Source organism: Thiobacillus sp. (genome assembly GCF_024708915.1).
Genome location: NZ_JANJXQ010000097.1, coordinates 1 through 9,547, shown reverse-complemented (window position 1 = coordinate 9,547; position 9,547 = coordinate 1). Strand labels below are relative to the sequence as shown.

The following is a 9,547-nucleotide window of genomic DNA, read 5'->3' as shown; positions in this document are numbered from 1 at the left end:
CGACGTCATCCTGATCGGCGAAATCCGCGACCGCGACACCATGGAATACGCCATCGCCTTCGCCGAAACCGGCCACCTGTGCCTGTCGACCCTGCACGCCAACAGCGCCAACCAGGCGCTCGACCGCATCATCAACTTCTTCCCCGAGGAAAAGCGCGACCAGTTGCTGATGGACCTGTCGCTCAACCTCAAGGGCTTCATCTCGCAGCGCCTGGTCCCGCGCAAGGGCACCACCGGCCGCGTCGCCGCAGTGGAAATCCTGCTGAATTCACCGCTGATCGCCGACCTGATCTTCAAGGGCCACGTCCACGAGATCAAGGAAATCATGTCGAAATCGCGCGAACTCGGGATGCAGACCTTCGACCAGGCGCTGTTCGACCTCTACGAAGCGGGGATGATTTCCTACGAGGATGCGTTACGAAACGCCGACAGCCTCAACGACCTGCGCCTGCAGATCAAGCTGCACGGCCAGGAAGCCAAGGGGCGGGACATGATGGCGGGGCTGGATCACCTGGATATCGTCTGAGGAATTGGGGGCAAGAAAACGGGGCACCACGCCCCCGCTTTCGCAGGTGAAGCCCCGTGCGCCGCGGCCAGTTAAACCGGGATCAGCCCCATCAAGCCTTGATCAATTGGAATTGACAAAATAGAGCGCACTTGAATTGCACTGTTCGCATTCCCGGAAAAACTTGGACCCATCCTTGCGGATGCGTTCCTTATGCCCCTCTTTCCCGCAGCCGATTTTGATCGGGGTATTGCCATCGCAATCGGCACATTTGAAGTAATAGCCATACTTGCCGTACTGGATCGACAGCTTCTCACTTGAGCAGCTACGGCATCCTGGTTTCTCGGTTGTTTGCCCTTTGTCTGCAACATAAGCTGCCGGTGCAGGCTCTTCGACAACTGGCGCGGTTGCGGCCATCCCGGAAAGGCCGAATTTGGCAGCGTAATCGAATTTGATCGGCTGATGCCGGCGAACCAACTGACGTCCGATGTCCTGCAACGTGTCAGTCGAAACAAACTTGGCCATGGCGGCCACGGTCTCCAGAACGCTCTCTTTCTCGAATCGCTTGTCGATCGCATCAATCAGCATATCCGCCTTCAGAACGCGACTCGTTTCATGCTTCTTGGGCCGGTCAACCCGCGCGTTGGGCGATACCAGCACGTAAGGCTCGAAAGTAGGCGACAGGCGCATGCCCAATCGGGTTGGCATATCGAGTTGCTTGAACGCATCCTTCAGAACAAGGACATGCCGTTCGTTTTGGGCAACGGGCGAGGCCATGCCCTCAAAGGTTTTCTTGTAGTCATTCCAGCGCAGGAATTCCCCGTCATCGGTAATCTTGAGCCCCGCACGAAAACTCTTCGTCTCCAGCACGAAGACCGTGAGTGTGCGATGCAGCAGCAAATGATCTATCTGAGCAACCCGCCCACCCACATCAAGGCGCAGGTCGTGAATGACCAGTGTGTTCTTCGAGTCCTTCAGATGAAAGTCGATGAGATAGGCCGCTTCCTGTTCGGCTTTCAGTCCTGCACGTACGGCACGCAGTTCTTGTTCGATCTTGGCTTTTCGGTCTGCGGGCGCGATGGTCCCCAGCCGTTCGAGGTCTGCTATTTGATCGTCTTTCTTGTCTACGGATTTCAAAATCATAACAACGTAAATTCCTTGGTTCTGGGTACACCCTCAATCCAGGCTTCTGCAGCCTCAGGCTCTATATCGGCCAGAACCTCCCGAAACTGTTCCAGCCCGTATCAAAATGCTCCACGATCTCTTACGCAATCTCCTCCGGCGAAGCGCAAACTCGGGGTCAGGTCTTGCAATGCAATACGTTGACGCAAGACTTGACCCCGTTGCTTTTCCGCCAGAGGTATCCGCGCAGCCCCGGCAGCACACTATCGTTCCGCTTATTTCTCGCGAGCCGCGATTCTAGACGGACGAAGCAACAGCTCCGACCGCATCACATACAGGATGTAGACCCGCTTGCCATCGTAACGGTAGAACACCCGGCACGGCGGCTCGACAATCTGTCGGTAACGCGAACGTTTCAATTCGAGTGGACGACTGCCGCTTTCTGGATACGACTGCAGATGCTCGACATGTTCGAACACCCGCTTGACCAGCGCTGACGCGGCATCGGGTTTGTCGAGCGCAATGTAATCGGCAATGGCATCCAGATCGGCGAGCGCCGATTCCGTCCAGATTACTTCAGCCATCGGGCCATGCGGGTTTTGGCCTCCGCGTGCGTCACTACCCTGCCTTCGGCCACCGCCATTTCACCGCGCGCGATGCCTTCCAGCACCGCCATGCGCTGCTGGAGCAGTTCGAAGGTTTCGACATCCACCAGATAGGCGCTCGGCAGGCCGTGCTGGGTGATGAGAATGGGCTGCCTGTCTCGCTCGATGTCCGAGAGCAGTTCGGTCGCCCGGCGTTTGAGGGTGGTGACGAGTTCGGTGCGCATGAGTGTCACTATAGTGGCACTTTCAGCGTGGGGCAAGATCAACAAAAAGGGGGTGGGAAAGGGGGCGCTTGTCAATTTTCAACGACGTAACGGCCGCCGCTGCCATCACACAGGAGCTGAAGGCTAAGCCACGCGCTCGCCCAGTTCTTTTCAGGCAAACAGAACGGGCTCCCCGTCCCGGTCGTACGCCAGGTAATTGGAGATCGCGCCGTTCTGGATCGAGTGGATCATCGTTTTCAGGGGCTCCTGCGCGTCTTCGCTGCTCGGCATGACACCCGCACGCCCTGCCAGGCAGGCGACGAACACGATTTTCCAGTCCTGCCCGGTGTGGCGGGATTCCTCGACGAGATCGGAAAAATCGCCCAGCTCATCCAGCGCCTTGTCGGTACACATCTGGGGGATCAATACGCCCCCGGTGCCGGCGTGAAAGCGTTGGACCTGGGCTTCGCTATAGCCTTCGGGCATTTCCGGCAGGGTGAAAACGAAAAGCAGCCGTTGGGGTTCGGCTTGCTGCCGGGCGGCGTTCAGAAGATCGGCGTAATTCGTGATGTTCATGCGGTTTGGCCTTGCGTGTGAAAGACAGGAAATCCAGCGGGCTTGCTGAAAGTATCACGATCCCGGGCATCCATACCTCACGCGGTCGACAAAAACGGGATCACCCCATCCTTCATTCAGCGCTGAAGCGCCGGCGGTATTCGCCGGGCGTCAGGCCGACGATCCGGACAAATATCTTGCGGAAGGTTCCGGGATCGCTGTAACCGACTTCCCAGGCGATCCGGTCTATGGGCAAGCGGCCGAATTGCAGCATCTCGCGCGCTTTGCCTACGCGCAGCCGCTGGCAATACTCGCGCGTCGTCATGCCGGTCGCCTTCTGGAAGCGGCGCAGGAAAGTCCGTTCCTCCAGCCCGGCCCGTTCGGCCAGCGTCGCAAGCGCGATGTCCTTGGCATCCGTCGCCTGGAGCCAGTGCTGCACCTTGAGCACGGCCGTATCGCCGTGGGTCAGCCTGGGGGAAAAAGGGCTGTAGTAGCGCTGTTCGCGCCCTGGGGGGTCGACCAGCAGTACCCGCGCCGTCTCGATCATGACGGTCGGCCCGAGAAAACGATCGACCAGCCTCAGCCCCAGGTCGGTCCACGCCATCGCGCCGCCCGCCGTGATGATGTCGCCATCGTCGATGATGAGCTGATCGGCGTCCATGCGCGCTTCCGGAAAGCGGGCCTGGAACAGTTCGACGTAGAGCCAGTGCGTAGTCACGGTGCGGCCCGCGAGCAGGCCGGTCTCGCCCAGCAAAAAAGCACCGGCGCAGACCGAGCCCAGCGCGACGCCCATGCCATGGTGATTGCGCAGCCAGCCCGTGAACGGGGCGGCCGCTTCTGCCGACAGCGGCTCGCCCAGGCCGGGCGGCAGAATGAGGACCGACAGTCTGCCCTCGTCATCCGGGTGCGTGTCGAAGACCCGGACCGGCGTTTTGCCCGCCGCGTCCAGTTGCCAATGGCTGACGCGCAGCAAACTGGAATCCCGTTTGCGGTGGCGGGCGGCCATCCTGTTCGCCAGGTCGAACAGATCGGTCAAACCCAGCACCGCCGCCAGTTGCGCCCCCGGATACAGCACCAGGCCGATTTCGACCGGTTCATCGCAGGTCATGTCGTTTTCACCCCCCAACTATGTCGATAGCGCCACTTCGCATTGTGCGATCCAGGCCCGATCATGTCGACTCTGTTGGTTGTGTCCAGGCATAAGGAGCGTTTCATGAGCAAATCTGCAGTACTTGTCGTCGACCTGCAAAAGGATTACTTCCCTTCCGGCAAGCTGCCCCTTGTCGGCATCGAGAAAGCCGCCGCCAACGCGGCCCGGGTCATCGGCGCCGCGCGCGCGAACGGCACGCCGGTCATCCATGTACGGCATGAATTCGCCGCACCGGATGCGCCCTTTTTCGTTCCCGGAACGGAGGGCGCGCAGATTCACCCAACCGTTGCGCCCCTCGACGGCGAGGCGGTCGTCGTAAAGAACTATCCGAATTCGTTTCTCAAGACCGAGCTGAAACCGATGCTGGATGCAAAGGGCATCGAGGAGGTCGTGGTGATCGGCGCGATGAGCCATATGTGCATCGATGCGACCAGCCGGGCCGCTTCGGACTTCGGCTACAAGACCATCGTGGTTCACGATGCGTGCGCCACGCGGGATCTCGAATTCGGCGGGCAGGTGGTGCCGGCGGCACAGGCCCATGCCACCCTGATGGCCGCGCTGGCGTTTGCCTACGCCACGGTCACGACGACGGACGAATATCTCGCACGATAGGACAGGACACGGTTACCCCCGGTTAATGAAACCAAGCCGGTTGAACAGCAAAGGATAAAGCGGATGAAAAAAGCGAATGTTGTAAAACTGGCGCTGTTGCTCATGTTCAACAGCGTTCTTTATTCGTCGGCGAACGCCCAGTTTATCGGCGCTCTCGCCGATCTGCCGCCGACGATCGAGAACTATCCCCTGGAGCGTCTCAGCGAGCGCGTCTATGTGGTCATCGGCCCGCACGAGTGGCCGAACAAAAAGACAAAAGGATTCATGAACAACCCGGCTGCCATCCTGACCGATGAAGGTTTCATCATCGTGGACCCGGGAAGCAGCGCCGATGTCGGACGCGGCTTCCTGGAAAAACTCAAATGCGTTTCCTCCAAGCCCGTCGTTGCCGTATTCAACACGCATCTGCACGGCGATCATTTCCTGGGGAACCAGGGGATCCGCGACGCCTATCCCGATGTGCCGATCTATGCGCATCAGCGCACCATAGAAAGGCTCCAAGCCGGCGAAGCGCAGGAATGGCATGATCGATTCAACGGCTTGACGGAAGGCGCGCTGGCCAATACCCGTATCGCGCTGCCCAACAAGGCGTTGAAAGGTGGCGAGGTCATGAAGACGGGGGGCATCACGCTCAAGATCCACCATCCTGAGCATGCCCATTCCGACACCGACATCATGATCGAAGTCGTCGACGACAAGCTCATGTTCATGGGCGACATATCAATGAACAAATGGACGCCGTACACGGCCATGCCGCAGGACGCGAGCTTCAAAGGCACAGCCCTTGCGCTCAAGGCGGCGATCGACAATTCCGACGTCGAGGTCTACGTACCCGGTCACGGCTATCCCGAAGACAAGACTTCCATGGCGGTTCAGATCGGCTTCACCGAAGACCTGCTGGCGTCCATCAAGAAATACTATTTGCAGGGAATGCAGGCGCACGACATGAGTGAATTGGTTAAAAAAGACCTGCATAAATATAGTGCATGGGATCATTTCGACGAATTGGGCAAGGTGATTTCCCATGCCTATGTCGAGGTGGAACAGGACAATTTTTAATTCGGCTGGCTTCGGGGAACAAGATGCCGGTCCGCAAGTGATTGTTTGTCGAGGCCATTGCCTGTAGCCGTTCAGGCGGCGGAGTCAGGCGCTTTTTTCTCCCGCATCGACCCCGCGATCAGCTTGTACTGCAGGAAGCGGGTTTCGATCGGACCGTTGAACAGCGGGATGCGGCGGCTGGCCTTGAGGCCGAGCAGCTTCGGCAGCAAGGGATCGCCGGAAATGATCCATGCCTGCCAGCCGGCGAAGTTCCGCTTCAGCCAGTCGCCCAGCAGCGGATACCACTCGGCCAGATCCTCGGCCTCGCCGAGGCGTTCGCCGTAGGGCGGGTTGGTGACGATGGTGCCGGCCGGGGCCGGTGCTTCCAGGTCGAGCGCATCGGACACTTTCAGTTCGATCGCATCGGCATAGCCCGCCGCCGCGAGGTTGTTCTTCGCCTTGTCGAGCACCCAGCGGTCCTGGTCGGCGCCGAAGATCGGCAGTCGGGTGAGCGGTTTCTCCTGCGCCTGCGCCTCTGCCTTGATGCGCCGCCACAGGGCCGCGTCGAAGTCGCGGTAGTGTTCGAAGGCGAAATGGCGCGCGCGGCCGGGGGCACGGTTCAACGCGATATCGGCGGCTTCGAGCAGGATGGTGCCGGCGCCGCACATCGGGTCGAGCAGCGGCGTGCCGGGTTCCCAGCCGGACAGCATCACGAGGCCGGCGGCGAGGTTCTCCTTGATCGACGCCGCGCTGGCCTCGCGCTTGAAGCCGCGTTTGAACAGCGGCTCGCCCGAGGTGTCGAGGTAGAAGGTGACCGCGTCCGGGGTGAAGAAGGCGTACACCGGCACATCCGGCGCCTCGGTGTCGACGCTCGGGCGCGCGCGGGTTTCCTCGCGGAAGCGGTCGCAGATCGCGTCCTTGATCTTCAGCGTGATGAAGTTGAGGCTTTTCAGCGGTGCGTTCTGCGCACCGACCTTGACCGCGATGGTCTTGTTCACGTCGAACCAGTCCGGCCACGGCAGATCGAGCGCGGCGCGGTAGATATGCTCTTCCTTGCGGTAGCGGGTGTAGCCCACCTTGCGCAGGATGCGGGTAGCGATGCGCGATCCGAGGTTGGCGCGCATTTCGGCGGCGGCGTCGGCCATGAACAGCACACCGGCGGGAATCTGGCGCACCACCTGCGCGCCCGCGGCCGCAAGTTCTTCCGCCAGCAGTTCCTCAAGGCCGCGCGGGCAGGTGGCGAAATGGCTGGCGGGCGGCAGCGCCTCGCGCTCGGGGCGAACGGGGTGCGGCGCAGGCTTACGGCGGGGTTCGGGTTTCAAATGAGGCTTTCGAAAAACAATTTATCCGCGAAGGACGCGAAGAAACGCGAAGGGAAAAACCGGAAATCGCTTTGGGTTTTCTTCGCGCCCCTTCGCGTCCTTCGCGGATGAAAAAAAAAGAAGTTAAAACGGCTTCACCACCACCAGCAAAACCACGACCAGCAGCGCAATCACCGGAATTTCGTTGAACCAGCGGAACCAAGTGTGCGATTTCGTGTTCTGTCTGGATTCGAATTGCCGCAGCAGGCTTTTGCAGACATGGTGATAGCCGACCAGTCCGGCGACCAGCGCGAGCTTCGCCCACAGCCAGCCCATCGTCGGCAGCCAGTACGCCAGCCATAGCCAGACCCCGGTGATGAGCGCGAGCCACATGATGGGGGTGACAAACCGATACAATTTGCGCGCCATCAGCAGCAGGCGATCGTAGGCGGCATCGTTGGTTTCCATCGCCAGGTTGACGAAGATGCGCGGCAGGTAGAACAGCCCGGCGAACCAGCTCACCACCATCACGATATGAAACGACTTCAGCCACAGCATGGATAGACAAGCCTTTTTGAAGAAATGGACGCCAAGTCCGCTGACCCTGATTTTACTGGGTTTGGTCGCGTACCTGTGGTTTCGCCCGCCGGCCGATGTCAGCGAGGAGAACCGCCCCGCGCCGCCCTGGCAAGTCACCCTGTCCGACGGTCGCGCGCTGACCAGCGATTCCCTCAGAGGCAAGGTCGTGCTGGTGAACTTCTGGGCGACCTGGTGTCCGTATTGCCGCAAGGAAAAGCCGGCGATCGACGATTTCTGGAAAGATTACCGCGACCGCGGCTTCGAGGTGGTGTCGATCAGCGTCGACGACCCGCCGGACAAAATCGCCGCCTGGATGCAGGACAAGGACTACGCCTTCATGGCCGCGCCGACCAATGCCTCGGTCGCCCACGCATTCGGCAGCGTGAAAAGCGTGCCGACCTCGTTCATCGTCGACACCGAGGGCCGCATACGCCACAAGATTGCCGGACAGGTGCATTATCCCCGGCTGGAAAAACTGGTCGCGCCGCTGCTGAACCCGACCCCGCAACCCGGAAACCGATGATGGACGCCCGCCTCAACGAACTTGAAGCCAAGCTTGCGTTTGCCGAAGACATGATCGAGACGCTCAACCAGACGGTGATTCGCCAGCAGGGGCAGCTCGATTTGCTGCAGCAACAGCTTCGCCTGCTGCACCAGCAATTGCAGGCTGCGCTGCCGGACGAGGCGCGCAACCTGCGCGACGAAATCCCGCCGCACTACTGAAAACTAAACCGCGATCTTCACCACTACCTTGCGGATCATGCCCGCGCCGACCAGCGGCGCATGGGCATCGTCGGGGAAAAACAGGCAGAACGCGCCCGGCGGCGTGGCAATCCAGCTGGCGGGCGCGTCGTTGAAAAAGCGGATGTCGCGCACGGCATCGTAATCCGTAGCCGGATCCACGCACTCGGCGACCGGCTTCCAGCCCATTTCGTCGACGCCTTCCAGCACCAGTTGAATATCGATGTAGCGGCGATGGCACTCCAGTTTCGCCTCCGCCCGCGTGCGGCCGGCACAGGCCTCGACGATGGCGAAGACCTGCTCACCCTGCACGTCGTGCTTTCCAGGTGCAAGCGTCATCAGGTCGGCGCTGCGCAGAAATTCGAACGCGCGCGCGAACAGCGGATGCAAAGTGAGGTAGCGGTCAGCCTCGGCCAGATTTGCCAGAATCATTGCGTATTCAGCGGCTGATCGGCTTGTAGCGGATGCGTTTCGGCTTGGCCCCTTCTTCGCCCAGCCGTTTCTTCTTGTCGGCCTCGTATTCCTGGTAGTTGCCGGGGAAGAACGTCACCTGCGAGTCGCCTTCGAAAGCGAGGATATGGGTGGCGATGCGGTCGAGGAACCAGCGGTCGTGCGAGATCACCAGCACGCAGCCGGCGAATTCGAGCAGCGCATCTTCCAGCGCGCGCAGGGTTTCCACGTCGAGGTCGTTCGACGGTTCGTCGAGCAGCAGCACGTTGCCGCCGGCGATCAGCGTCTTCGCCAGATGCAGTCGGCCGCGCTCACCGCCGGAGAGATTGCCGACGCGCTTCTGCTGGTCGCCGCCCTTGAAGTTGAAGCGGCCGAGGTAGGCGCGCGACGGCGTCTCGTAGCGGCCGACGGTGAGGATGTCGCGGCCTTCGGCGACTTCGTCGAACACCGTCTTGTCGGCGGCGAGCGCGTCGCGGCTCTGGTCGACGTAGGCGAGCTTGACCGTCTGGCCGATCTCGACTTCGCCCGAGTCGGGTTTTTCCTGGCCGGTGATCATCTTGAAGAAGGTCGACTTGCCGGCGCCGTTGGGGCCGATGATGCCGACGATGGCGCCGGGCGGGATGCTGAACGAGAGGTTGTCGATCAGCAGGCGGTCGCCGAAGGACTTCGAAACGTTGTGAAAGTCG

The 9,547-nt window shown here is 60.7% G+C and carries 14 protein-coding genes; 5 read left to right on the top strand and 9 right to left on the bottom strand.

What is annotated here, in order from left to right; translation table 11 throughout:
- Window positions 1–526 (top strand): ATPase, T2SS/T4P/T4SS family (locus Q0L94_RS07640; protein ID WP_296752038.1); only part of this gene is annotated, 526 nt, incomplete at its 5' end.
- 102 nt (window positions 527–628) lie between these two features.
- Here Q0L94_RS07640 and Q0L94_RS07635 read toward each other — a convergent pair.
- The 5 genes from Q0L94_RS07635 to Q0L94_RS07615 form a co-directional block, all read right to left on the bottom strand.
- On the bottom strand, window positions 629–1,648 hold the full coding sequence (locus Q0L94_RS07635) for an NERD domain-containing protein (protein ID WP_296752035.1): 1,020 nt from the start codon (window positions 1,646–1,648) through the stop codon (window positions 629–631).
- A gap of 254 nt (window positions 1,649–1,902) precedes the next feature.
- Window positions 1,903–2,211 (bottom strand): type II toxin-antitoxin system RelE/ParE family toxin, encoded by a 309-nt coding sequence (locus Q0L94_RS07630; protein ID WP_296752033.1) that lies wholly within the window; start codon window positions 2,209–2,211, stop codon window positions 1,903–1,905.
- On the bottom strand, window positions 2,199–2,456 hold the full coding sequence (locus Q0L94_RS07625) for a type II toxin-antitoxin system prevent-host-death family antitoxin (protein WP_296752030.1): 258 nt from the start codon (window positions 2,454–2,456) through the stop codon (window positions 2,199–2,201). The genes Q0L94_RS07630 and Q0L94_RS07625 overlap by 13 nt, the downstream gene beginning before the upstream one ends.
- 150 nt (window positions 2,457–2,606) lie before the next feature.
- A complete protein-coding gene (locus Q0L94_RS07620) occupies window positions 2,607–3,011 on the bottom strand; it encodes a ribonucleotide reductase subunit alpha (protein ID WP_296752028.1) in 405 nt (134 codons plus the stop codon).
- Between the two features lie 112 nt (window positions 3,012–3,123).
- Window positions 3,124–4,098: a GlxA family transcriptional regulator gene (locus Q0L94_RS07615; RefSeq protein WP_296752025.1), complete on the bottom strand. Its 975-nt coding sequence runs from the start codon at window positions 4,096–4,098 to the stop codon at window positions 3,124–3,126.
- Between the two features lie 105 nt (window positions 4,099–4,203).
- Between Q0L94_RS07615 and Q0L94_RS07610 the strand changes: the two genes are divergently transcribed.
- Both Q0L94_RS07610 and Q0L94_RS07605 read left to right on the top strand, forming a co-directional pair.
- On the top strand, window positions 4,204–4,752 hold the full coding sequence (locus tag Q0L94_RS07610) for a cysteine hydrolase family protein (RefSeq protein WP_296752022.1): 549 nt from the start codon (window positions 4,204–4,206) through the stop codon (window positions 4,750–4,752).
- 63 nt (window positions 4,753–4,815) lie between these two features.
- Window positions 4,816–5,811, top strand: a complete 996-nt coding sequence (locus Q0L94_RS07605; protein ID WP_296752019.1) for an MBL fold metallo-hydrolase — start codon at window positions 4,816–4,818, stop codon at window positions 5,809–5,811.
- A 71-nt stretch (window positions 5,812–5,882) separates the two neighbouring features.
- On the opposite strand, the gene Q0L94_RS07600 is transcribed toward Q0L94_RS07605, so the two are convergent.
- Entirely contained in the window at window positions 5,883–7,112 is a 1,230-nt protein-coding gene (locus Q0L94_RS07600; protein WP_296752017.1) for a THUMP domain-containing protein, read from the bottom strand.
- A gap of 123 nt (window positions 7,113–7,235) precedes the next feature.
- A complete protein-coding gene (locus Q0L94_RS07595) occupies window positions 7,236–7,649 on the bottom strand; it encodes a CopD family protein (protein ID WP_296752015.1) in 414 nt (137 codons plus the stop codon).
- Here Q0L94_RS07595 and Q0L94_RS07590 point away from each other — a divergent pair.
- Both Q0L94_RS07590 and Q0L94_RS07585 read left to right on the top strand, forming a co-directional pair.
- Window positions 7,648–8,193, top strand: a complete 546-nt coding sequence (locus Q0L94_RS07590) for a TlpA disulfide reductase family protein (RefSeq protein WP_296752013.1) — start codon at window positions 7,648–7,650, stop codon at window positions 8,191–8,193. The two genes, Q0L94_RS07595 and Q0L94_RS07590, sit on opposite strands and share 2 nt — an antisense overlap.
- A complete protein-coding gene (locus Q0L94_RS07585; RefSeq protein ID WP_296752010.1) occupies window positions 8,193–8,393 on the top strand; it encodes a SlyX family protein in 201 nt (66 codons plus the stop codon). The genes Q0L94_RS07590 and Q0L94_RS07585 overlap by 1 nt, the downstream gene beginning before the upstream one ends.
- 3 nt (window positions 8,394–8,396) lie before the next feature.
- Here Q0L94_RS07585 and Q0L94_RS07580 read toward each other — a convergent pair whose 3' ends face one another.
- Together Q0L94_RS07580 and Q0L94_RS07575 are read right to left on the bottom strand one after the other, a co-directional pair.
- Complete coding sequence (locus Q0L94_RS07580; RefSeq protein ID WP_296752008.1) at window positions 8,397–8,843, bottom strand: YhcH/YjgK/YiaL family protein; 447 nt, start codon at window positions 8,841–8,843, stop codon at window positions 8,397–8,399.
- Between the two features lie 7 nt (window positions 8,844–8,850).
- The coding region (locus Q0L94_RS07575; RefSeq protein WP_296752005.1) for an ATP-binding cassette domain-containing protein at window positions 8,851–9,547 on the bottom strand (697 nt) is incomplete at its 5' end.

What these genes read in the sequence shown, in the direction of transcription:
- Q0L94_RS07620 (WP_296752028.1), bottom strand. Translation starts at nt 3,011, where the DNA reads ATGAACATCACGAATTACGCCGATCTTCTGAACGCCGCCCGGCAGCAA.
- Q0L94_RS07635 (WP_296752035.1), bottom strand. Translation starts at nt 1,648, where the DNA reads ATGATTTTGAAATCCGTAGACAAGAAAGACGATCAAATAGCAGACCTC.
- Q0L94_RS07590 (WP_296752013.1), top strand. Translation starts at nt 7,648, where the DNA reads ATGGATAGACAAGCCTTTTTGAAGAAATGGACGCCAAGTCCGCTGACC.
- Q0L94_RS07580 (WP_296752008.1), bottom strand. Translation starts at nt 8,843, where the DNA reads ATGATTCTGGCAAATCTGGCCGAGGCTGACCGCTACCTCACTTTGCAT.
- Q0L94_RS07630 (WP_296752033.1), bottom strand. Translation starts at nt 2,211, where the DNA reads ATGGCTGAAGTAATCTGGACGGAATCGGCGCTCGCCGATCTGGATGCC.
- Q0L94_RS07615 (WP_296752025.1), bottom strand. Translation starts at nt 4,098, where the DNA reads ATGACCTGCGATGAACCGGTCGAAATCGGCCTGGTGCTGTATCCGGGG.
- Q0L94_RS07605 (WP_296752019.1), top strand. Translation starts at nt 4,816, where the DNA reads ATGAAAAAAGCGAATGTTGTAAAACTGGCGCTGTTGCTCATGTTCAAC.
- Q0L94_RS07585 (WP_296752010.1), top strand. Translation starts at nt 8,193, where the DNA reads ATGGACGCCCGCCTCAACGAACTTGAAGCCAAGCTTGCGTTTGCCGAA.
- Q0L94_RS07610 (WP_296752022.1), top strand. Translation starts at nt 4,204, where the DNA reads ATGAGCAAATCTGCAGTACTTGTCGTCGACCTGCAAAAGGATTACTTC.
- Q0L94_RS07625 (WP_296752030.1), bottom strand. Translation starts at nt 2,456, where the DNA reads ATGCGCACCGAACTCGTCACCACCCTCAAACGCCGGGCGACCGAACTG.
- Q0L94_RS07595 (WP_296752015.1), bottom strand. Translation starts at nt 7,649, where the DNA reads ATGCTGTGGCTGAAGTCGTTTCATATCGTGATGGTGGTGAGCTGGTTC.